This window comes from Ruegeria sp. AB8 (genome assembly GCF_056542605.1).
Window position 1 is genome coordinate 91242 of the sequence record NZ_JBQGAB010000013.1, and the last position, 21447, is coordinate 112688.

General features: G+C 59.6%; 21 protein-coding genes. 14 read left to right on the top strand and 7 right to left on the bottom strand.

Features of this window, described 5'->3' with window-relative positions; all coding sequences use genetic code 11:
- Positions 1-115: 115 nt before the first annotated feature.
- The 5 genes from ACR0CG_RS14735 to ACR0CG_RS14755 all read right to left on the bottom strand — a co-directional run bounded on the left by ACR0CG_RS14735 (position 116) and on the right by ACR0CG_RS14755 (position 7488).
- Positions 116-2560 carry a GcvT family protein gene (locus tag ACR0CG_RS14735; protein ID WP_480525858.1) on the bottom strand — a complete coding sequence of 815 codons (2445 nt, stop codon included), beginning with the start codon at positions 2558-2560 and terminating at the stop codon, positions 116-118.
- 8 nt (positions 2561-2568) lie between these two features.
- A complete protein-coding gene (locus ACR0CG_RS14740; RefSeq protein WP_480525860.1) occupies positions 2569-3450 on the bottom strand; it encodes a phosphotransferase in 882 nt (293 codons plus the stop codon).
- A 1-nt stretch (position 3451) separates the two neighbouring features.
- Positions 3452-5443 (bottom strand): ABC transporter permease subunit, encoded by a 1992-nt coding sequence (locus ACR0CG_RS14745; protein WP_170619626.1) that lies wholly within the window; start codon positions 5441-5443, stop codon positions 3452-3454.
- Positions 5440-6462 (bottom strand): quaternary amine ABC transporter ATP-binding protein, encoded by a 1023-nt coding sequence (locus ACR0CG_RS14750; RefSeq protein WP_480525863.1) that lies wholly within the window; start codon positions 6460-6462, stop codon positions 5440-5442. The genes ACR0CG_RS14745 and ACR0CG_RS14750 overlap by 4 nt, the downstream gene beginning before the upstream one ends.
- Before the next feature lie 78 nt (positions 6463-6540).
- Complete coding sequence (locus ACR0CG_RS14755; protein ID WP_480525865.1) at positions 6541-7488, bottom strand: ABC transporter substrate-binding protein; 948 nt, start codon at positions 7486-7488, stop codon at positions 6541-6543.
- A 178-nt stretch (positions 7489-7666) separates the two neighbouring features.
- On the opposite strand from ACR0CG_RS14755, the gene ACR0CG_RS14760 reads away from it, so the two are divergent.
- Positions 7667-8476, top strand: a complete 810-nt coding sequence (locus tag ACR0CG_RS14760) for a DeoR/GlpR family DNA-binding transcription regulator (protein WP_480525867.1) — start codon at positions 7667-7669, stop codon at positions 8474-8476.
- A gap of 21 nt (positions 8477-8497) precedes the next feature.
- On the opposite strand, the gene ACR0CG_RS14765 is transcribed toward ACR0CG_RS14760, so the two are convergent.
- Positions 8498-9163: a GntR family transcriptional regulator gene (locus ACR0CG_RS14765; RefSeq protein ID WP_480525869.1), complete on the bottom strand. Its 666-nt coding sequence runs from the start codon at positions 9161-9163 to the stop codon at positions 8498-8500.
- 128 nt (positions 9164-9291) lie between these two features.
- Here ACR0CG_RS14765 and ACR0CG_RS14770 point away from each other — a divergent pair, with 128 nt between their 5' ends.
- The 5 genes from ACR0CG_RS14770 to ACR0CG_RS14790 all read left to right on the top strand — a co-directional run bounded on the left by ACR0CG_RS14770 (position 9292) and on the right by ACR0CG_RS14790 (position 13491).
- Entirely contained in the window at positions 9292-10236 is a 945-nt protein-coding gene (locus ACR0CG_RS14770; RefSeq protein WP_480525871.1) for a class II glutamine amidotransferase domain-containing protein, read from the top strand.
- Positions 10233-10946 (top strand): GltB/FmdC/FwdC-like GXGXG domain-containing protein, encoded by a 714-nt coding sequence (locus ACR0CG_RS14775; RefSeq protein WP_170611714.1) that lies wholly within the window; start codon positions 10233-10235, stop codon positions 10944-10946. The genes ACR0CG_RS14770 and ACR0CG_RS14775 overlap by 4 nt, the downstream gene beginning before the upstream one ends.
- Positions 10931-12355 (top strand): FMN-binding glutamate synthase family protein, encoded by a 1425-nt coding sequence (locus tag ACR0CG_RS14780; RefSeq protein WP_170679065.1) that lies wholly within the window; start codon positions 10931-10933, stop codon positions 12353-12355. Before ACR0CG_RS14775 ends, ACR0CG_RS14780 begins: the two co-directional genes overlap by 16 nt.
- Entirely contained in the window at positions 12352-13056 is a 705-nt protein-coding gene (locus ACR0CG_RS14785; protein WP_480525874.1) for a type 1 glutamine amidotransferase, read from the top strand. The genes ACR0CG_RS14780 and ACR0CG_RS14785 overlap by 4 nt, the downstream gene beginning before the upstream one ends.
- An 84-nt stretch (positions 13057-13140) precedes the next feature.
- Entirely contained in the window at positions 13141-13491 is a 351-nt protein-coding gene (locus ACR0CG_RS14790) for a hypothetical protein (protein WP_170806739.1), read from the top strand.
- Here ACR0CG_RS14790 and ACR0CG_RS14795 read toward each other — a convergent pair.
- Positions 13488-14627 (bottom strand): FAD-dependent oxidoreductase, encoded by a 1140-nt coding sequence (locus ACR0CG_RS14795; protein WP_480525876.1) that lies wholly within the window; start codon positions 14625-14627, stop codon positions 13488-13490. The genes ACR0CG_RS14790 and ACR0CG_RS14795 overlap by 4 nt on opposite strands.
- A 92-nt stretch (positions 14628-14719) precedes the next feature.
- Between ACR0CG_RS14795 and ACR0CG_RS14800 the strand changes: the two genes are divergently transcribed.
- The 8 genes from ACR0CG_RS14800 to ACR0CG_RS14835 are packed head-to-tail and all read left to right on the top strand — an operon-like array spanning position 14720 to position 21423.
- Positions 14720-16012, top strand: a complete 1293-nt coding sequence (locus tag ACR0CG_RS14800) for a glutamine synthetase family protein (RefSeq protein WP_480525878.1) — start codon at positions 14720-14722, stop codon at positions 16010-16012.
- Complete coding sequence (locus ACR0CG_RS14805) at positions 16012-16278, top strand: EutN/CcmL family microcompartment protein (RefSeq protein WP_480525880.1); 267 nt, start codon at positions 16012-16014, stop codon at positions 16276-16278. Before ACR0CG_RS14800 ends, ACR0CG_RS14805 begins: the two co-directional genes overlap by 1 nt.
- A 41-nt stretch (positions 16279-16319) precedes the next feature.
- Positions 16320-16628 (top strand): BMC domain-containing protein, encoded by a 309-nt coding sequence (locus ACR0CG_RS14810; protein WP_117869464.1) that lies wholly within the window; start codon positions 16320-16322, stop codon positions 16626-16628.
- Positions 16629-16651: 23 nt separating this feature from the next.
- Positions 16652-17836, top strand: a complete 1185-nt coding sequence (locus tag ACR0CG_RS14815) for a hypothetical protein (RefSeq protein WP_480525882.1) — start codon at positions 16652-16654, stop codon at positions 17834-17836.
- A complete protein-coding gene (locus tag ACR0CG_RS14820) occupies positions 17836-19215 on the top strand; it encodes an aldehyde dehydrogenase family protein (RefSeq protein WP_480525884.1) in 1380 nt (459 codons plus the stop codon). The genes ACR0CG_RS14815 and ACR0CG_RS14820 overlap by 1 nt, the downstream gene beginning before the upstream one ends.
- Positions 19212-19835, top strand: a complete 624-nt coding sequence (locus tag ACR0CG_RS14825; protein ID WP_170611731.1) for a BMC domain-containing protein — start codon at positions 19212-19214, stop codon at positions 19833-19835. The genes ACR0CG_RS14820 and ACR0CG_RS14825 overlap by 4 nt, the downstream gene beginning before the upstream one ends.
- Positions 19835-21016, top strand: a complete 1182-nt coding sequence (locus tag ACR0CG_RS14830) for a malate dehydrogenase (protein WP_480525886.1) — start codon at positions 19835-19837, stop codon at positions 21014-21016. Before ACR0CG_RS14825 ends, ACR0CG_RS14830 begins: the two co-directional genes overlap by 1 nt.
- On the top strand, positions 21013-21423 hold the full coding sequence (locus ACR0CG_RS14835) for a Rid family hydrolase (RefSeq protein ID WP_480525888.1): 411 nt from the start codon (positions 21013-21015) through the stop codon (positions 21421-21423). Before ACR0CG_RS14830 ends, ACR0CG_RS14835 begins: the two co-directional genes overlap by 4 nt.
- The last annotated feature ends 24 nt before the right edge of the window (positions 21424-21447 follow it).

Genomic DNA, 21447 nt, shown 5'->3' on the forward strand with positions numbered 1-21447 from the left:
CGGCGTCGCGGCGGAAGTTACTCCGCCGTCTGAAGCCAGTATCGGCGCTTGGCCGTTCCCTTCTGTTGTTACGTTACCGGTACCACAAGGTCTTAACCTTCCGGTATCGTCGCTTTTATGCTTTGACACGTTCCATTTTCGGATCGTACAGCGGCTGCAAAGTGACTTCGCAGGGAACGCGTTGGGTAGCGACCTCCAGCTCGTACCTGCCGGATGTTACAAATCCCGGGTCGACCCCCTCGGGGTTGCGGACATAGCCGTAACCGATGGATTTGCCCACGGTGAAGCCATGGCCACCCGAGGTCAGCCAGCCGACGCGCTTGCCGTCGCGATAGATCGTCTCGCGGCCCAGCAGAATAACATCCGGGTCGACGGTGAAACAGGCCAGCATCTTTTTGACGCCTTCGGCCCTTTGTTTTTCCGACGCAGACCGGCCTTTGAAGTCGACGTTCTTGCGCAGCTTCACCGCCCAGCCCAGCCCGCTTTCGAATGGCGTGTGGTCAGGGCCGATTTCCGCACCCCAGGCGCGATACCCTTTTTCGAGCCGCAGCGATTCAATCGCCCGATAGCCTGCGTTCACCAGACCGTGCGGCTGGCCCGCAGCCATCAGGGCGGAATAAACCGTCTGGGCATATTCCACCGGCAGGTGCAGTTCCCAGCCAAGCTCGCCTACATAGGTCACGCGCAGTGCCTTGACCGGGCACCCGGCGATGCCGATTGTGCGGATCGTGCCGAACTTGAAGCGGTCGTTCGAAACGTCATCGCGCGTGACCTTCGCCAGAATATCGCGCGCTTTCGGGCCCATCAGCGACAGCACGGCATTGGATGAGGTGATATCAAAAAGCTGACAGTTGAGACCTTCGGGGATATTGCGGCTGATCCAGTCGAAATCATGGGTGGCAAAGCCGGTGCCGGTGACGATGTAAAACTCATCATGCGCGACGCGGCCCACGGTCAGGTCGCACTCGATCCCGCCCTTGTCGTTCAACATCTGCGTATAGGTCAGCGCGCCCACGGGCTTGTCCACGTCATTGGCGCAGATCCAGTTCATAGCGACCAGCGCATCCGGACCCTTAAGGGCGAATTTGGCGAAAGAGGTCTGGTCGAACAGCACTGCCGCCTCGCGCGCGGCTTTGTGTTCGCGGCCCACGGCACTGAACCAGTTCTGACGGCCGAAGCTGTACTCATCTTTGGCTGTTTCACCCAGCGAGGCATCGGCGTACCAGTTCGGGCGTTCCCAGCCCAGTTTCTCACCAAAGCACGCGCCCTGATCTTTTAGCGTTTCATAGAGCGGAGATTTGCGGCAGGGCCGCCCCGAGTCGTGTTCTTCATGCGGCCAGCCCATCGTGTAGTGCTTGCCGTATGCCTCGACCGTGCGGGTGCGCACCCAGTCGGTGTCGAAATGCGGGCGGCCAAAGCGGCGGATGTCGGCGGACCACAAATCGAAAGGCGGCTCGCCCTTGTGGACCCATTCGGCCAGCGCCATGCCCGCCCCACCACCAGCTGCGATGCCGAAGGCGTTGAAACCCGCACCGACGAAGAAGTTGCGCAACTCTGGCGCTTCACCGATGATGAAATTGCCGTCGGGCGTGAAGCTTTCAGGCCCGTTGGTCAGCGTTTTGACACCCGCATTCTCCAAAGCGGGAACACGGCCAAGGGCCAGCTCCATCAGTTGTTCGAAATGATCGAAGTTGCTGTCGAGCAGCGTGTAGTGGAAGCCCTGCGGGATGCCTTTGGTTGCCCAGGGGATCGGGTTTGGCTCGTACCCTCCCATGACCAGCCCGCCGACCTCTTCCTTGTAGTATGTCAGTCGGTCCGGGTCGCGCAGGGTCGGCAGGTTGGAAGGCACGTCAAAGGGTTCCGTCACCATATATTGATGCTCCATCGGCACCAGGGGCACGTTGACGCCAAAACGTCCCGAAAATGTACGGGTCCACTGACCGGCACAGCAGATCACCTTTTCGCATTCGATCCGGCCATGTTCGGTGATCACCGCGCGGATCTTGCCATCTTCGAATTCGATATCGGTGACCTTGGTGTCCTCGAATATCTTCGCTCCGGCCATGCGTGCGCCCTTGGCCAGCGCCTGAGTGATGTCTGACGGGTTCGCCTGACCATCCGTCGGCAGATACGCCGCGCCGATCACGTCAGAGACGTCCATCAGCGGCCACAGGTCCTGCGCTTCGGAAGGAGTCAAAAGCTGCATGTCCAGACCGAAGGAATGCGCCGTTGTGGCCTGGCGTTTAACCTCGGTCCAACGTTCTTCGTTACAGGCCAGCCGCAGGCCACCGTTCATCTTCCAACCGGTGCCGAGCCCGGTTTCCTCTTCGATCTTGTTGTACAGATCGACCGAGTAGCCCAGCAACTGCGTGATATTGGCGTTCGATCGAAGCTGGCCCACCAATCCCGCCGCGTGAAATGTCGTACCCGAGGTCAGTTTCTTGCGCTCCAGCAGTACCGTATCTGTCCAGCCCAGCTTGGCCAGGTGATACGCGGTCGAGCAGCCGATGATCCCGCCGCCGATGATGACGGCTTTGGCTGTTTTCGGAAAGTCGGTCATGTCTGTCCTCAGGTGTTTTTGAAGTCTGTCAGGGCCGCGCGGAACCGCGCGAGGTTTTCGGCTGTGTAGGCTGCGTAGTCGAAGTCGATATCCGAAGTGATTTCGGACACCATGCTCCACATCGTTTCGCGCAGCAGCGAGGCGCATTTCATGGCCGTGTAGCGATGGCGCAGATCGCCAGTGACGGGGGTTTCAAAATATGTCTCCAGCACCCAGTCTTCCTTTTCGGGCGAAAGGCCGTTGTTCGAAGCCAGCCCGCCCAAGTCAAAGAGCGGCGAGTTAAACCCGGCATAGTCGAAATCGATCAACCAGAGGCGGGCACTGTCGTCCAGAAAATTGCCGCAGAGCAGATCGTTGTGGCCAAAAACCATGTCATATGGTCCCGCCTCGGCTTCGAGCCCGTCACTGATTTCCACCAGATCAGGGAGCAAAGCCGAATGGGTGCTTCCGCGTTCCTTGAGTGTAGCTGCGTAGTCACGGATGACGTGGAAGACCCAGAACACCAGCGACGGGCCGCGCAGATGCTTGGGGACCTCGATATGGCAGGCTTTCACCAGGTCCAGAACACGCGGCAGCGTGTCGGGGTGGCGAATGTCCTCTTCGGACAAGGTACGGCTTTCGACGAACTCCAATACCGTCAGATCGCCCGAGGCGTGAACCACGGCAGGCGAAAGCCCAGCCGCATGGGCCGCCCTGTTGGCCGCCAGTTCATTGAAGCGCATCACCTGATGCAGGGGGATATCGTCTCCGACACGCACCACGTAGGAGCCGCTATCGTCGGTGATCTTGTAGTTTATGTTGGTGATGCCGCCGGTCAGAGGCGTTGCCTCAATATTTCCTTGCCAGATCGGCAGATCGCGGATGCGGGTCATCAGATCGGAATGGCTCATGTTAGCTCTCCAGTCCAAAGCGGATACGGGCCTGCCGGGCACCTGCATTGATCAGCCTGTCCGCAATGATGGCGATGAAGGCAATCGACAGACCAGCCACCAGACCCCGACCGGTGTCGGCCTTGGTCAGTGCGATATAGACCTCTTGCCCCAGATCGCGGGTGCCGACGAGCGCGGTGATGACCAGCATCGACAGAGCCAGCATGATCGTCTGGTTGATGCCCAGCAGGATTTCGGGCAGGGCCATCGGCAGGCGGATATGGCGCAGCAGTTGCGTGCGGGTACAGCCAGAAACCAGCCCGGCCTCGATCAGGTCTTCGCTGACTGAACGCACACCGTGCGCGGCATAGCGCACTGCTGGGGCCAATGCGTAAAGCACGATGGCGATCAGTGCGGTGAAGTCGCCGACCCGAAACAGCATGACCACCGGGATCAGATAGACAAAGCTGGGCAGAGTTTGCAGCGTGTCGATCAGCAGATTGATCACCGTTCCGGCGCGTTTGTTCAGGGCCGCCAGCACGCCCAGAGGCACTCCGATCAGGGTTGCCAGAATGACCGATGCCCCGCAGAGGTATACCGTCACCATTGCCTTCGACCACAGGCCCGACACAAGGATCAGCGACGCCATACCGCCGCACAGCAGCGCCAATCTCCAGCCGCCTGCGTGCCAGCCCAGCAACGTCAGCATGGCAATGGCCCAGGGCCATGGGATGCCCAGCAGAACCGTCTTGATCGGGATCATGAACCAGGTCAGGAAAAAGACCTTGATCGCCTCGAACGTGTCGAAATAGTTGACGTTCAGGTATTCGACAGTGTTGTCCCAGAAGGCACCCGTGGTGATCGTCTGGCTTTCGGGATATTCCAGCAGCAGGGGTGAAAACTGGCCCAGAACCCATGTAACGACCAGCAGGATCAGCACGAGAACTGTCCGCCGATGGCGGGCGACCCACGAGCCCGGCGCCTCATGATGCACCTGCCCCATCCGTTCGGCAAAAGCCTGGCTCAGCCGGTCCACCGCGATGGCCAAAACAACGATGGCGATGCCAGCTTCGAACCCTGCGCCTATGTCCAGACGGCGCAGCGCGGCGAGGACGTCGAACCCCAGCCCTCCGGCCCCGATCATCGAGGCGATGATGACCATGTTCAGCGTCAGCATGATCACCTGATTGACACCCACCATCAGGCTGTGACTGGCCGAGGGCACCAGAACGCGCCACATCAGTTGCCGCTGTGTCGTGCCTGCCATGCGGCCAAAGTCCTGAATCTCGGGGTCAACGGCTTTCAGTGCCAGCGTCGTGATCCGAACCATCGGAGGCGTGGCGTAGATGATCGTCGCGACCAGAGCCGAGATCGGACCAAAGCCGAACATGAACAGGATCGGCACCAGATAGGCGAAGATCGGGATTGTCTGCATCAGATCGAGAATGGGTGAGATGATGCGTTCGAAGGTCGGGTTGCGATAGGCGATGATGCCGGTCAGCAGCCCCCCGCCCGCGCCGATCGGAACTGCAATCAGAACCGAAGCCAAAGTGACCATTGCGCTGTCCCATTGGCCAAAGACCGCAAGGTAGATGAAACAGCTACCAACTAACGCGGCCAGTGCCCAGTCGCGGCAATACTGGCCCAACGCGATCACTGCGGTGATCACCACGATCCAGCTGATGGCGGGCAGAATGACCTGAGCGTCATTGCCCAAACCGCTGACGAACCCATTGGCGAGTAGCGCCAGAACAAAGTTGTAAGGCTGTTCAATCAGCCAGGCGATGGCACGTGTGATATCGGTGAACGAAACCGGCCCGATGGCTGCGTCCTCGATCAGCCAGGTCATGGCCGAGGAAATATAGGTTTTGAACGGGATCACCCAGGCCGAGGGGAACTTGGTCAGCCAGCGGGCATCCATCACCTTGCCCAGATCGCGTCCGAACCAACCCAGCAGGATCGTTACCAGAACAAGCGTCAGGATGACAATCTGGCTGCGGTTCAGGCGGATCATGCCGCATCTCCGCCGCCGAACAGCACACGCGCCACGGCCTTGCGATCTATCGCGCCAACAATCTGGCCGTTTTCATCCGAAATCGGGATTGGGGTGTCCGATGCAATGATCCGTTCTGCCACGTCTGACACACGGGTTGATTGCGGTATGGGATCGCCATCGCCACTGGCCCCCGCGCGCATGACGCCGCCGACGGTCAGCACTTTTGAGCGGGGAATATGGCGGGTGAATTCGGCCACGTAGTCGGTGGCGGGATGCATCACCAGCTCTTCCGGGGTGGCGATCTGGATCACTTGGCCATCTTTCATGATGGCGATGCGGTCGGCCAGACGCACGGCCTCTTCGAAGTCGTGGGTAATGAAGACGATGGTTTTATGCAGCCGCTCCTGCAGGCGCAGAAACTCATCCTGCATCTCGCGCCGGATCAGCGGATCGAGGGCCGAGAACGGCTCGTCCAGAAACCACAGGTCCGGTTCCGTCACCAGCGAGCGGGCGATTCCGACGCGCTGTTGCTGTCCGCCAGAAAGTTCGCGCGGGTAGTAATCCTCGCGTCCTTTCAGACCTACCAGCTCCACCACGTCGCGCGCCTTGGCCTCTGCCTCGGCTTTTGGTTTAGCCTGAATGGTCAATGGGAACATGACGTTTTGCAGAACGGTCAGATGCGGCAATAGGGCAAAGTGCTGGAATACCATGCCCATCTTGTGGCGGCGGATTTCTATCAGCTCTTTCTCGTTGGCGCGCAGCAGATCGGTGTCATCGAACAGAACTTCTCCGCCCGTTGGTTCGATCAGCCGTGACAGGCAACGCACCAAAGTCGACTTGCCCGATCCGGACAGGCCCATGATGACGAAAATCTCTCCCTCGGTGATTTCGATGTTGGCGTTGCGCACCGCCCCGATGACGCCTGCGTTGCGAATCTCATCCGCCGATGGGTTCGGGTGTTGCCGCAGCAGCGATTCCGCATTTGGACCGTACAGTTTCCATACATTACGGCAGGACAATTTTGTCTTGGGGGTCATCTGGTGTGTCCAGTCAGAGAATGGAAAAGGCCGGAACGGGTGGGGAGAGGGAGCTTGCCCGCTCCGGCAAAAGGCGGATTACTTGGAGATCCAGCCGGACCAGCGGTCCTTGTTGGCGCCCATCCAATCCGCAACAACCGTATCGATTTCCACGCCTTCCAGATCGGCCTTTCCGACCATCGCGCTCATTTCATCGTTGTTGATATTGTAGGCCTCGATGATGTCATAAGCCCCGGGCCATTTTTCCTGCAAACCGGACCAGGCCGCTTTCCAGATCGGACCACGCGGCTTGCCGCAGTCGTAGGCCAGGTTCGGGTTCACACCGACCGACGGATCGCTGTAGCATTCGGCCGAGAAAGGCGGAAACTCCACGAACTCGCCGTCATATTTCGCGGGCGCCCAATGGGGTACGTAAACCCACAGCATGATCGGGTCTTCCCGCTGATAGGCGGATTCCAATTCTGCAAACAGGGCTGCATCGGTTCCCGCGTGGACAACTTCGAACTCCAGTTCCAGCGCCTCGACACGCTCTTCGTCAAATCCGCCCCAGGTTACAGGGCCGCCAACGTAGCGCCCGTTTGGTGAAGTCTCGGCAGTTGCGAATTCTTCGGCACAGTCTTTCAGCGCTTCCCAGTTGGGCAGACCCGGGCAGCGGTCTTTCATGTAGGACGGATACCACCATTCCTCGATCGCCATCAGGCCGGTTTCACCGACATTGACGACATTGCCGGTGGCGGTCGCCTCGTCCAGAGCCTCGCGTCCGGTGGTTTCCCAGATTTCCATCGCCAGATGCAGGTCGCCCGTCTTCAGGCCTGCGAATTGCGCGATATAGTCCGCCTGAACGTATTCGACGTTGTATCCAGCCTCTTGCAGGATCGAGCCCATGATCTTGGTGTTGATCAGCTGACCGGACCAGTCGTGCAGTGTCAGTTTGATCGGGTCGGTCGACTCTGCGGCCCATGTTGCCGAGGTCACACCGGCAGCTGCCAAGGCAAGTGCACAGAGTCCCAGATTGCGTTTCATCATACCATCTCCCTGTCGTGGTTTTTTCTGGTGAATCGGTGGTATTCCCTCCAGACGACCATAACGTGGGGTTTTGTGTCAATAAAAACCACGTAAAGCCACATAAATACTCAAATCACGACGCTCAAACCGTTGATTTTTCGTGTGGCGTTGCTTTCTGTGGGTGTTGTGATATGCCTGAATGCCACTTCAAGATCGATATCCAATGCCCGAGAACATGAACCTAAAGACGACCAATCAACGCGAAGAAGAGATCCTGCGAGAGCTGTTTCAGGCCGGCGGATCGTGCCGGGTAAGCTTTCTGGCCAATCAACTGGGCGTCACGTTGGAAACCATCAGACGCAATGTTCGCAATCTGGAAGAGCGCAGTATCGTGCGAAAGGTCCATGGCGGTGTTCATCTGGTCGAAGACATCCTGGAACCAACGCTGGAAAGCCGTCTGGACAAAAAGGTCGACGCCAAGGAAAAACTGGCCAAGGCCGTTGCGAAGATCATCAGCGATGGGGATTCCGTGTTTCTTGATATCGGATCGACCACGGCCTATGTCGCAAGGGCTCTCAGGGATCATAAGGGTCTGTTTATAGTCACCAATTCCGTTTTCGTCGCCAATGAACTGGCCTCAAGAAACAACAACAGGGTTTTCATGGCCGGTGGCGAGCTGCGCCCCCACGATGGCGGCGCATTTGGTGTGGAGGCTCAGGACCTGATCAAGCGGCTGAACGTCAGGTTTGCCGTTCTGTCGGCAGGCGCGGTCAACGCGGATCTGGGTTTCATGCTGCACGATCTGCAAGAGGCCAACCTGGCCCGTATTGCGATTGACCGGGCACAAGTTCGCGTGGTGGTGGCAGATGGCGAGAAACTGGGCAAACGCGCACCGGTCACTTTGGAAGCATCGGGCAAAATCGATCTGTTCTTCACGGACACCCAGCCGTCACAGGAGATTCGTTCAATGCTCGCGCTGAACGAAATTGATCTTGTCGTTCCCGATTAAGCTTGTGCCCGTGACGCAGCCCTACCTGGCTTCCTTCAGGCCCTCGATCTGCAGATCGAAACCGGCCTGAATATGCGCTGTGAATGTCTCGAGCGCTTCGGTTGCATCGCCCGTTGCGATGGCATCGACAAGCGTCAGATGGTCCCCCAGCGATTTCGAAATGTCCACGTTTTCAATCGCAGAAAACAGGTGAAATGCCATCGCCTTGCCCCAGATCATGTCGAACATATCCAGCAGGAATTTGTTGCCCGCTTCAATCATGAAGGCACGGTGAATGCGCCGGTTTGCAATGAAGTAGTCCCGGGTCGAGCCGTTGATCAAATCCTCTTCGCGTCGAATCAAGTCTCGCAGCCGGTCCAGCACTTCGGGTTCTGCGTGAACCGCCAGAATGCGCGCTGCTTGCCCTTCGATGGCTGCACGCGCCTGATACAACTGCCTGACCTCGGCCTGATCCATGCGCGCCAGACGGAAGCCGCCGCTGGCGGCAACTTCCAATACCCCTTCGGTTTCCAGCCGCATCAATGCTTCACGGACCGGTGTACGGCTGATATTCAGTTCGGCCGCCAGCTTTTCCTGCACCAGCCGGTCTTCTGCTGAAATCTCGCGGCTCATGATGGCCTCGACCAGCTGATCGTAAACCTCGTCAGCCAGTCTTCTGCGTTGAGTTTTAATTTCTTTCAGAGCCACTCGGAGCCTCTCTTTCCGCATTTTGTGAATTCTGTATTCAAAAAAGCAACCGGTGCCAAGGCGATTGGGCTTGCTATTGTTCGTGTACTGTATACAGTATACAGACGCGAATGAACAGGGAGCTCTTCATGTGTGGAATCGCTGGAAGGATTCTGGCCGCGCCCGGTAAGGTCGGGGCGGACCTGGTAGACCTGATGGACGCGCAGGAACATCGCGGCGCGGACAGCACCGGGTTTGCAATCTATGGGCCACCACGGGAAGCAGGATACGTTCTGCGGGGCATGGGGTTCAAAAAATCCCGGCAAAGCTCGGATCTGGATGCGTTTGAGGCGGTATTGAAAGAACACGGCTCAGAGTTCCTGTCCGACCCAAAAATTTTGACGGATGAAAATCAGCACTATTGCTTTCGGATGGAAATCTCGGACCCTGCGGATTTGCAGGCATGGGTCCGTGATGCGGATGAATTGACCGACCGGATCGAAATTCAGTCCTGCGGACGCAGCCTCGAGATCATCAAGGATATCGGCGGAGCAGAGGCCGTGTCCGAGAAACACGGTGTGCGCGACATGGTTGGGACCCATGGTCTGGGGCATGCGCGGCTGGCCACCGAAAGCTCGGTTCTGCCAAACGCTTCGCACCCGTTCTGGGCGCGGCCTTTCTCGGATGTGGCGATTGTCCACAACGGGCAGATCACGGACTATTTCACGTGGCGTGACAGACTTACCCGGATGGGCTATCGCTTTCTGACCGAAAATGACAGCGAACTGATTGCGGTCTGGGTCAGTGACCAGATGAAGGCAGGCCTGACGATGGAGCAGGCGCTGAAGAAGTCGATCACCTCGATCGACGGGGTTTTCACATACATGATCGCAACGCCGAACGGGATTGGCTTTGCCAAGGATCGCTTCGCCATGAAGCCGCTGGTCGTCGTCAATCGCAACGGCGATCTTGCCGCCGCGACGGAGGAGCAGGCGGTGCGTCGGGTGATGACCGAGGAATGCGACGTGATCAATTACGACGGCCCGTCGCTGACAGGTATCTGGGGTGTCGGAAACCGGAGCCTGGCGGCATGAGCGAGGTAGCAAGGCAGATGGATGAGATCGTCATCGAAGTCGGGAAACGGCATATTCGCGAAGTGAATCAGGACATCATGGCAGCGTGTGCCACAGGGCGTCCCATCCGGGTGGTCGATACGTTGTCGCGGCATAATCTGGGTGTGGGGTTGCCGGACAATGTGGACATCACGTTCGAAGGGTCCGTTGGCTACTACTGCGGCGGGTTGAACACCGGAGCAAACATCACGATCGAACGCAACTGCGGCTGGGCCGTGGGCGAGGGAATGGCCAAGGGCCACATAACCGTTGGCGGCTATGCGGGCATGTCCTGTGGGGCCGCAATGATCGGCGGCACGATCCATGTCAAAGGGGACGCCGGGCCCCGCGTCGGCGTTGCCATGAAGGGCGGAAATATCGTGGTGGAAGGCAAGATCGGGTATCAATCCGGTTTCATGGCGCATTCCGGGCGGATCATTGCCTTGGGCGGAGCGGGCGAGTCCTGTGCCGATGCCCTGTGGCAAGGAGAGGTTTGGGTGGCGGGCGAGGTCGACAGCCTTGGCGTCGATGTCGATGTACTTGAACCGACGGCCGAGGAAGTCGCCGAGGTCGACGCCATTCTTGACCCACTCGGGCTTGTCGACAGTTCACGGAACTGGAGAAAAATGGTGTCCGGTCAACGTCTTTGGTATTTTGAAAGCAGGGATGCAAGCGCATGGCTCATGATCTGAGTAAACCCTATGACTATCCGTTCGATGTAGCCCCGGAAGAGGAAATCCGGTTTCGCGACGCGGGCGCAATCGAAGGTCGCCCGGCCGGGGTGCCGTCCTCGTATGACGAAGGTGGATCGACGCGATGGACGCCCGAGGCGATTTCCGAGGTGCACGCGCTGGCGCAGTTGGGACGCTATCAGGTTCGCGGCTACAACACGTTCAACAAGCAGATGCCAACCTTTGACGATTTGACATTTGTTCCGGCGACCATGACCCGTCTGCCGTTGGAGGGGTATCGTGAAAGCTGCGACACCACGACCGTTCTGGGTGGTGGCCGCGGCCTTGTCGAGCGCCCGCTGGAACTCAAGATTCCCATCTACATCGCATCCATGTCGTTCGGCGCGTTGTCGGCGTCAGCCAAGGCATCGCTGGGCTATGGGGCCTCGAAAGTGGGCACCATGACCTGCACGGGCGAAGGCGGCATGCTGGAGGAGGAGCGCGAAGCCTCCCAACGCCTTCTCTACCAGATGTCGCCCGCCCGCTATGGTGTGGATCTGGATCACCTGCGCCGCGCGGATGCGCTGGAAATCGTCGTGGGGCAGGGGGCCAAGCCGGGAACCGGCGGCCTGCTGCTGGGCATGAAGGTCAGCCCGCGGGTCAGCCAGATGCGAACACTGCCCGAAGGGGTGGATCAGCGTTCGACTATCCGCCACCCGGATTTCCTCGGAGCTGACGATCTGGCGGTGAAGATCGAGGAATTGCGGATCGCGACCAATTATCAGGTGCCGATTTTCATCAAAATGGGCGCGACACGTCCCAGGTTCGACGTGGCGGTTGCGGCCAAGGCAGGCGCCGATGTCGTGGTTGTTGACGGGGCAGAGGGCGGTACCGGGGCATCCCCCGAACTGCTGCTGAATCACACCGGCATTCCGACCATGAGCGCCATTCGCGCCGCGCGCGAGGCTTTGGACGATTGCGGTATGACCGGCAAGGTCTCACTTGTGGCAGCCGGGGGTATCCGCTCGGGAGTGGATGCAGCCAAATGTCTGGCATTGGGTGCCGATGCGGTGATGATTGGCAACGCAGCGATGGTCGCGCTTGGGTGCAACAGCCCCAGGTATCTCGACGACTACACCGCTTTGGGGACATCGCCCGGTGCATGCCACCATTGCCATACAGGCCGTTGTCCGGTTGGCGTCGCAACGCAGGACCCTGAACTTGAGGCGCGCATGAACCCCCATGCCGGTGCGGAACGTATCGCCCGGTATCTGACGGCCATGACGATGGAGATCACGGCGCTGGCCAAGGCTTGCGGCAAATCCTCGGTCCACAATCTGGAAACCGAAGACCTGCGCGCACTCAGCTTTCAGGCGTCGGCCTTCACCGGGGTCAAGATGGCGGGCATAGACCGGGCTTTCGACTGGTGAGGATCGCTCTGCTTGAGATGACCAGCCACCCGCTGCCGTTGCTGGAGGGTTTGCCGCGAACCGCGCAGCAGATCCGCGAGTGGATCGAACCGCATTTGCCGGAAGCAGAGTTCTTTGTGGCGAATGTCGTGGATGGTGCCGCTCTTCCGGCGTTGTCCGATTTTGAAGGGGTCATTGTCGGAGGTTCCGAGTTCGGCGTTTACGACGACACGGAGTGGATGCAGCCCCTACGCTTGTTCCTGCAAGACTGTCGGGACCAGAGCAAACCTGTCTTCGGAATTTGCTTCGGCCATCAGATCATGGCCGATGTCTATGGCGGAAAGGCGGAAAAGGCGCTGATCGGCAACATTGTTGGTTGTCGCGCCTTTGACTACGAAGGCGGTAATCCGGACGCTTATGTTTGGCATCAGGATCAGGTGACCAAGGTGCCTCCGACGGCTCGGGTTACGGGTTCGGCTGATCACTGTCCTGTCGGGGCGCTTGATTACGAGTTTCCTGCCCGGTCGGTTCAGTTTCATCCCGAATACACGGCGGAACATTTGCGCGACCTGTTCATTCGGGGTCGCGACATCATTGTGACGCCAGAGGATGCGGATGCCGGCCTGGCAGCGCTCAGGACAGCGAATGTTCCGGGCGATCTGGCCGCGTCGCAGGCTGCAGCTTTGTTTCGGGGAACATATCGGACTCAGCAGCGCGAATAGCCGGCAGCACCATTTGATCCTGATCAATTCTCCGGCGAGCTTGTCATGTATACTGAATACAAGGCAGGGCAAAGGAGGTGTCAGATGTCCGGTTACTCAGGTTTCTTTCAGTCCATTGCGCGGATCGTTGGCGCGCCCCGCACGGAACATGTGGACGATCGCGAGTTGTCAGATCTGGGGCTTTCCCGCGCGGATTTGGCGATGCTGCGCTCGGGTGCGCCACAGGCACGCGAGCGCATCCTTGCGATGGCTCGGCAGTTCGGGTTGACGGAAGATGACCTGAACGCGCACGCCAACCTTGGCCTGGAGCTTGCCGAAAAATGCGGCCATTGCCTGCAGGCGGAAACATGCCGCGACGCCATTCGGGCCGGAGCCCGGCTGCCGCAGGAAAAATGTCCCAATGCTGGCTTGTACCGCGCCTTGTCCGAAGTTTAGCGGCCGCTTGGGCTTTCTTTTGGGCTGAGTTTTCTGCGTCCGGCGACCCTGAACCGGTCAGCCGTGCCAAAATCTTTCATGCCGACACCTGCAGCGAATTCAGCAAACACAGGAGCATGCTTGAACAGATGCCCTGAGCATCCCCCGGCAAATAACACGTTGTCATGTTCCGGGTGCCAGTCGACGATAAAATGAGTGTCCGGTGTCAGGATGATCTGGTTGAACTTCGAATCTACGACACGCTCGCCTTCCAGGCCCGGCAAACGGTGGCGAATATAGCTGCGTGTGCGACCCAGCGTTTCCTGACGGATCAGGCGTTCGTCGTTGTCCAGGTCGATCTTGTCGGGGATCACAACAGCCGCCTTGACACCAGACCCCTCGGACGAGGGCAGGCCAAATGACCCCTGACCATGATCGATCCAGCAGGGCATTCGGCTCATATCGAAGTCCTCGGACCCATCTGGCGTCGAGGTGTAAAGGACATTGACGCCAACCACCGTTGAAATCGGCTTGATTGTTTTGGGGAACATGTCCGCCATCCAGGGGCCTGTCGCAATGACGATCAGATCAGCCTCAAGCGGTTTGCCGTCCAGCATCGGACGCTCATAGCCGTCCGTGGTGACACGTCCCCGCTGCACGATTCCCCCAGCGCGCCGGAACAGATCCAGTCCGGTCAACACGCAGCGATGCGCCATCAGCATTCCGGCTTCGGGCTCGAACAGTGCATATTCGATATCGGACACCCGAAACTGGGGGAACCGCGATTCGATCTCGTGCTGATCGAACTTGTAGTAAGGCACGCCAACCTTGTCGAAAGTCTGCGCGGTTGCGTCTTCCCAGTCACAATGGCCGCCGGTGGCCAGAATCAGGGCGCCGCATTCATACATCAGGTTCTGTCCGCTTTCGGCCTGAAGCTCGAGCCAGCGCAGGCGGCTTTCGCGCGCCCATCGGGTATAGAACTCATCCCGTCCCGATATGGCGCGGATCACCCGGTTGTAATCCGTTGAAGATGCACGGGAATGACCGGGTTCCCACCTGTCGATCAATGTCACCGCCTCGCCCCTTCGTTGCAGTGTGAGCGCCGTCATGACGCCGACGATGCCGCCCCCGACAACGATGACCGAGCTTTTGGACATGACGCAGATTTTCCTTGTTTCTGGATTGTCTTTGTGAATACTGTATACAGAATACAGCATTTATAAAGCTAAAAAACAGGGAGAGCGCATCAATGAGTTCGGGGTTTGATCTGCCCGAGGGCACGCATACCGTCATTCTTGGCGTCGGCGATCTGAACGGCATCATGCGGGGCAAGCGCATTCCGGCCAGCCATTGGGATCATGTGTGCAACAGCGGCAATGCGCTCTCGATTGCTTTGATGGCAATCGATATGACCTGCGATGTCTGGGACACGCCCTATGTCAATTTCGACAACGGCTATCCCGACATGCATGTTTTCCCGATGACCAAACCGGTCGCTGTTCCGTGGGAGCCGGGCGTGGCGGTCTGCTTTGGCCGCGCCGAAGGTATGGACCACAAGCCGGTGCCCATCGATCCGCGCCAGGCTCTGGTGCGTCAGGTCGAGCGCGCGCGCGACATGGGCTTCGAGGTCAATGTCGGCACCGAGCTGGAATTCTATCTGCTGGACCCTGAAACCGGGCAGCCGCGTGACAGCGGAATTCAGGTCTATGGATTGGGTCGGGCGGCAAGAATGGAGCATATCGTTGGGCCCATTCGTCAGCAGATCAATGAATGCGGCATTCCGATCGAACAGTCGAACCCGGAATATGCCGCCGGCCAGATCGAAGTGAACATTCGCTATGGCGAAGCGCTGGCTGCTGCAGATCGCGTTGTTCTATTCAAGTCGCTGATCCGCCAGTTGGGCATCGCCCACGGGTATCTGGCGACCTTCATGCCCAAGCCGTTCTTTGACCAGTCCGGCAACGGCTTTCACACACATTATTCGCTGTGGAAGGACGGAAAGAACGTTTTTGCCGAAAATGGCAAGATCAACGACACAGGTAAGTCTTTCATCGCCGGGCTGCAGAAGCGGATGTGCGAAAGTGCGATCTGCGGTAGCGGAACAGTCAATGGTTACCGTCGCCGCCAACCGTATACCTTCTGTCCGATCAACGCGAGCTGGGGATACGACAACCGCACTGTCGGTATCCGTATCATCGAAGGATCCGACAGCGCTGTGCGTGTCGAAAAACGCGATGCCGGTGCGGATGCCAATCCCTATCTGCTGCTCGCCGCCGAAATCGCCGCAGGTCTGGACGGGATCGAGCAGGGCCTGACCCCAACCGACCCCACAACCGGCAATGCATACGAGGATGGCATTGGTGATCCCATTCCGACCGATCTGCCAACCGCCATCGAACTGGCGCGTGGGTCCGAGTGGCTGCGCGACGCAATGGGCGAGATGCTGTGGGAGTTGCTCTTGCAGCAGGCCGAACGCGAGCTGGAGTTTTTCAACCAACAGGTCACTCAGGTCGAGCTTGACCGCTATCTGAGGACATTCTGATGCACCTCGGCAAGGTTGCGGGAACGGTTACGGCAACGGCAAAGGACGCCAGATTGGTCGGTCTGAAACTGCTGGTGACAGACCTGATCGACAGCGACGGCAATCTGATCGATCCGGCGCGCGTTGCAGCGGATACATGCGGCGCGGGCGTGGGTGACACGGTGCTGATCGCGACAGGCTCGGCCGCACGAATGGCGGCGGGGTTGTCCACCGCTCCGGTGGATCTGGCGATTATCGCGGTGGTCGATCGCGTTTCAACGAACTGAAACACAACACACAAATCAATAGCCTTCGGAGGATAGGAAAAATGGCGAAACCAGTGGCAGGGCAGATGGCCCTGGGCATGATCGAAACCCGCGGTCTTGTTGGGGCGATCGAAGCAGCGGACGCAATGGTCAAGGCGGCCAGCGTGGCGATTGTCGGCCAGACCAAAGCTGGCGGCGGTCTGGTGACAACCCTTGTGCGCGGCGAAGTCGGCGCCGTCAAAGCCGCAACAGATGCGGGCGCAACTGCAGCCAACAAAGTTGGTGAAGTGGTGTCGGTCCACGTGATTGCGCGCCCGCATGATGAGCTTGAAGCCATTATCGACGGGCTCGGAGCCGGATCTTCGGCCTGATCCATCGCCGCTAAGGAGACATTATGTCAGCCGGATTTGAGGATTTCACCCGTGCGGTGACGCGGGGCGCCACCCGCGACGCCCCTGCCGCGCGCAGCATTGAGCGTTTTGCAGTGCTGGGCGGCGGACCGGATGCCCGCCTTTTGGCAGCGCTATGTCTGGCTGAAGGGGCCGATGTCACACTTTTTTCGGCCTATGGAGCCGAGCTTTCGCTGCTGACCCAATCTTCGGGCATTGGTATCCGGGGTGACGGTCCTGTGGGCACCTATCAGGTGAACCGGGACGGGCCATCGGTGCAAACAACAGCGGAACTGGATGCCGCTGTTCGGGACGCACAAGTGATCTTTCTGACCGGACCCGTTCACAAGCAGCGTACCTATGCCATGGTTCTGGCTGATCACCTGAGTGACGGCCAGGTTTTGGTACTGGCCCCCGGGCGGTCTCTGGGCGCTGTCGAAGCCGCCTGGATGCTGCGCATCGGGGGGTGTCGGGCGGATGTAACGCTGGTTGAAATTCTGGGTTTGCCCTACTGGTTCAGCGCCGAAGGTGCTGGGCTGACCCTGTCCACAGCCGCACCAATGGCGGCGGCAACGCTGCCACGCGGCCGCAACAACATCCTTGAAGCCTTGAACAACATTCTGCCGAACCTTCACCCGGTGGATTCTGTCCTGGCTTCCGGATTTCGTGACCTGTCCGCGGCCGTGGAAATACCTGCCCTGACCCTTGGCGGGCAGGGGATGGGCAACGGCGGCCCCGATGTTCCGATGGGGGGCGTTTCGCTGGAGGCAAACCAGACTTTTGCCTCGCTCATCGGCGCCGATCAGATCGCCGTCATCGAAGGATTGGCCGAGGAACGGAGACAGGTCGCGGCTGCGTTTGGAGTCCGAAACCTGCCGGAAACGTCGGACTGGATCGCCACCTTTGCCGGGGCTGAAAGGGGGTCGGGTTCCCGGCCTGTGCCGGATCGACAGGCCGCACGCCACCTGATGCGTGACGGTGTGCTTGGCTCGCTGGTCCCGCTGGTGTCTGCTGCAAGGTTGGCCGGTCAGCCCGTTCCTTTGACAGAGAGTCTGATCACCATGACAGACCGTATTCTTGGCGCTGACGTCGCGGCGGCAGGGCGCAGGCTTGAAACCATCGGAATAACCGCAGGCGATGTCGATCAGGCGCGTCGTATCTTTGACACTATTGCCACTGGAGCCTCGTGATGGACGCAGATCTGAAATCCATCGCCGCCGCGCGGCGCGCTGCTGAAACGGCGTTCGAGGCGTACCGGGCCTTTCTCGGGACCGATCCGGCACAGGTGGATGCCATCGTGGACGCCATGGCCCGCGCCATTGAACCCGAGGCTGAACGGCTGGGGCGGCTGGCGGTCGAGGAAACCGGATACGGCAATGTCCCGGACAAACGGGTCAAGAACCTTTTCAATGCCTTGTCAGTTGCGGATTATTTGCGGGATGTAACGACATTGGGCCTGTTGTGGCGGGATGATGCCACAAAGGTCGCGGCCTTTGGGGAACCGATGGGCGTGGTGGCCGCCCTTATTCCGGTCACCAACCCGACCTCAACCATCATCTACAAAGTGCTGTCAGCAGTGAAAGCGGGCAACGCGATTGTCTGCGCGCCCCATCCGCGAGGCGTGGGGTGCGGAATCGAAACCGTCCACATCATGGCGCGGGTGGCCGAACAGATGGGTGCACCCAACGGGCTGATCCAATGCCTGGATGCAGTGACCATTCAGGGCACGGCCGAGTTGATGAAGCACCGCCGTACGTCGGTTGTTATGGCGACAGGTGGCCCGGCTATGGTCAAGGCCGCCTATTCCAGCGGCAAGCCGACATTGGCGGTCGGGGCGGGCAACGTGCCGTGTTATGTGCACAAATCGAAGGCGCGCGATCTGGCGGAAGTGGCCGAGATGATCGTCACATCGAAAAGCTTCGACTACGGCACCGCCTGTGTCAGCGAGCAGGCCGTGGTGGCCGACCCGGAAATATCCCGTGACCTGCGGCATGAACTCAAGCTGAAGGGAGCTTATTTCTGCACCCCGGCCGAGGCGGATCGACTGGCGAAAGTGATTTTCAAGGGTGTGCGGGCAATGGACCCCGATAGGGTCGGGCAAAGCCCGCAGGCCCTGGCCGATGCCGCCGGTTTCTCGATTCCGCCGCGCACCCGTTGTCTGGTCTCTGAAGAAAGCGAAGTGGGTTGGCAACGCCCGCTATCGGCGGAAAAACTGAACCCGGTGCTGGCTTTCTACGAGGCGAAATCCACTGACCACGGCATCGAACTGGCGCAGTCCATCGCGCGGTTCGAAGGTTGGGGACACTCTTCGGTCATCCATTCGGACGACCCCGAGGTTGTCGCCCGCTTTGCCACCGTACCCACGGGACGCGTGCTGGTGAACACGCCGGGGATCATGGGTGGCATGGGCTATTCCACAGATCTGGAGCCGTCTTTCATGCTGGGCACTGGCACGTGGTCGGGGTCGATCACGTCGGACAACGTGACGGCCCTGCATCTCATCAACATCAAGCGGGTCGCTTATGAAAGCAGACCCTGGCGCGACATTTATGAGGAGTATGGCGCATGAGCGAGATCACGATCCGGGCGCTGATGCAGATCGACAACCTGCAACCGAAATTCGCGGCCTACAACGGCGCGACGGTGCAGGGCTCGGTGCCTTTGTCCGGGGACACAGTGCTGATCGGAGAGTTTGCGCCGGGCAATGGGGTGTTTTCGCTGATCGATCGCGCGCTCAAGGCGTCTTCGGTAGAGGCAACAACGCAGATGGTGGAACGAGAGTTCGGGTTTTTTATCCTGCGCTCACCTTCAAATGCCGAGGTGTCTGCGGCCCGAGATGCGATGCTGGCCGAACTTGGGGCTTCGATGTCGGACCGTCTGAAGCCCGCAATCAGTTCGACTCAGATCATCACAAGCGTTGAACCTTATCAGGCGCAATTGCTGAACAAGTGGCGCAAGGGCGCTCTCATCGTTCCCGGACAAACACTGGGGATCGTCGAATGCGCACCAGCCGCCTACATCTCTATCGCCGCGAACGAGGCGGAAAAGGCAGCCGAGATAGACATCGTCGAAGTCCGCGCGGTGGGCCGGTTTGGCCGCCTGTTCATCTCGGGGTCGGAAAACTCGGTCAAAACCGCCGTCGAAGCGGCAACCCGCGCCATCGAGGCGGTGGACGGGCAGGCAGGCTGATGGCTGCTTCGCGGGTCATAGGCTCGGACGCGGTCGAGGACGCGCGCCGCCGTGGCAGGATCGTGTTCGAAGTTCTGCCCGGCGACATCGTCACGGCGCTGGCCCGGGAAACGGCGGAGCGCATCGGCATCACCCTGGTGGACGGACCGCTGGAGCGACCACAGGCGCCGCGCACAGATGGCGTCGTTTCGATGCGCCGCGTGCTTTATCGCCGCTCACCCAAGTGGGTTGCGCCTGCGCGGGCACCGCGCAAGGCCCGCAGGCTGGGCAAGCTGGCGCTGATCGGTGTAGGTGGCGTTGGTGGCAATATCGCACATCTGGCAGCGATGGCGGATATCGCGGATGAAATCGCCCTGATCGACATTGCTCCGGGTCTGGCAGCTTCGACAGCGCTGGACCTCAATCACACGTCCGGCATCACTGGTGCCCGTGTCCGATGCGTCGGAGGGGAATCTCTGGATCTGGTGGCAGGTGCCGAGGTGGTCGTCGTAACCGCCGGGCGCGCACGCCGCCCGGGCATGACCCGTGCTGACCTGATCGATGTGAACGCGCGTGTGATCCGCCAGTCGGCAGAAGCGATCCGTTCAGCCGCACCAAACGCCATCGTGATTGTCGTAACAAACCCTCTGGATGAAATGACGTTCGAGATGTTGCGGGCCACTGGCTTCGCGCGGGAACAGGTTCTGGGCATGGCGGGAACGCTGGACAGCAGCCGGTTCCGCAACGCACTTGCCATGGCCGCGGGGGTCTCTCCCGCTGATGTCGAGGCCTTTACCCTTGGCAGTCACGGCGACGAAATGGCGCCGATCCCCAGTCGCGCCCGGATCAAGGGACGGGCGCTTGAGGTCTTTCTGTCACCGGATCAAATTGAAGCATGCGTACAGGACGCGATCACAGGCGGCGGGCAGGTCGTCGCGCTCAAGAAATCCGGTTCGGCGACGATTGCCCCGGCCCATGCCTCGATTGAACTGATCGATCACATCAGGGGCGCTCGGTCCGGTCCGGTTCCGGTGTCTGTGATGTTGCAGGGCGAATACGGAATTGATGGCGTGGTGCTGGGCGTGCCCGCACATCTTGGCGCCGGTGGACTGGTCGAGGTTGAGGAACTGCGCCTGACGGACCAGGAACAGGCAGGGCTGCAAGAAGCAGCTGATGCGATCCGGTTGAGGCTGGGTCTGTGACCCTTCGGTCGTGGAAGTCCGGCGGGCGGTTTGAAGAGGTCGCATCGTATTCCCGCGCCAAGCGGATCGGACCATTTGTCTGGGTCGCCGGGACGACTGCGATTGAACCAACAGGGCGTATTTATGCGCCGGGCGATGTGGGCGCGCAAACACGTTATGTCCTGTCCCGTACCGAAGACGCGCTAAAGGCTGTCGGGGCAGAGTTGCGCCATGTGGGCCGGGTGCGCGCATACCTGACCGATCTGTCAAAAGCGGGCGAATTCACGCGTGTGCACGGAGAGTTTTTCAAGGGTATCGATCCGGTTCTGACCGCTGTTCAGGCAGGCCTGACCCAACCCGGTCTGATGGTGGAGATCGATGTGGACGCCGTGATCCACGATGAAAGCGGTAAAATCGGCGGATTCTGAACATGAGTTTTCAAGAAAGGATTT

Bases quoted from the DNA above. Each gene is read 5' to 3' on its own strand.
- ACR0CG_RS14740 (WP_480525860.1), bottom strand. From the start codon at position 3,450: ATGAGCCATTCCGATCTGATGACCCGCATCCGCGATCTGCCGATCTGG.
- ACR0CG_RS14795 (WP_480525876.1), bottom strand. From the start codon at position 14,627: ATGTCCAAAAGCTCGGTCATCGTTGTCGGGGGCGGCATCGTCGGCGTC.
- ACR0CG_RS14800 (WP_480525878.1), top strand. From the start codon at position 14,720: ATGAGTTCGGGGTTTGATCTGCCCGAGGGCACGCATACCGTCATTCTT.
- ACR0CG_RS14805 (WP_480525880.1), top strand. From the start codon at position 16,012: ATGCACCTCGGCAAGGTTGCGGGAACGGTTACGGCAACGGCAAAGGAC.
- ACR0CG_RS14755 (WP_480525865.1), bottom strand. From the start codon at position 7,488: ATGATGAAACGCAATCTGGGACTCTGTGCACTTGCCTTGGCAGCTGCC.
- ACR0CG_RS14825 (WP_170611731.1), top strand. From the start codon at position 19,212: ATGAGCGAGATCACGATCCGGGCGCTGATGCAGATCGACAACCTGCAA.
- ACR0CG_RS14775 (WP_170611714.1), top strand. From the start codon at position 10,233: ATGAGCGAGGTAGCAAGGCAGATGGATGAGATCGTCATCGAAGTCGGG.
- ACR0CG_RS14735 (WP_480525858.1), bottom strand. From the start codon at position 2,560: ATGACCGACTTTCCGAAAACAGCCAAAGCCGTCATCATCGGCGGCGGG.
- ACR0CG_RS14830 (WP_480525886.1), top strand. From the start codon at position 19,835: ATGGCTGCTTCGCGGGTCATAGGCTCGGACGCGGTCGAGGACGCGCGC.
- ACR0CG_RS14745 (WP_170619626.1), bottom strand. From the start codon at position 5,443: ATGATCCGCCTGAACCGCAGCCAGATTGTCATCCTGACGCTTGTTCTG.
- ACR0CG_RS14760 (WP_480525867.1), top strand. From the start codon at position 7,667: ATGCCACTTCAAGATCGATATCCAATGCCCGAGAACATGAACCTAAAG.
- ACR0CG_RS14750 (WP_480525863.1), bottom strand. From the start codon at position 6,462: ATGACCCCCAAGACAAAATTGTCCTGCCGTAATGTATGGAAACTGTAC.
- ACR0CG_RS14820 (WP_480525884.1), top strand. From the start codon at position 17,836: ATGGACGCAGATCTGAAATCCATCGCCGCCGCGCGGCGCGCTGCTGAA.
- ACR0CG_RS14810 (WP_117869464.1), top strand. From the start codon at position 16,320: ATGGCGAAACCAGTGGCAGGGCAGATGGCCCTGGGCATGATCGAAACC.
- ACR0CG_RS14815 (WP_480525882.1), top strand. From the start codon at position 16,652: ATGTCAGCCGGATTTGAGGATTTCACCCGTGCGGTGACGCGGGGCGCC.
- ACR0CG_RS14790 (WP_170806739.1), top strand. From the start codon at position 13,141: ATGTCCGGTTACTCAGGTTTCTTTCAGTCCATTGCGCGGATCGTTGGC.
- ACR0CG_RS14780 (WP_170679065.1), top strand. From the start codon at position 10,931: ATGGCTCATGATCTGAGTAAACCCTATGACTATCCGTTCGATGTAGCC.
- ACR0CG_RS14770 (WP_480525871.1), top strand. From the start codon at position 9,292: ATGTGTGGAATCGCTGGAAGGATTCTGGCCGCGCCCGGTAAGGTCGGG.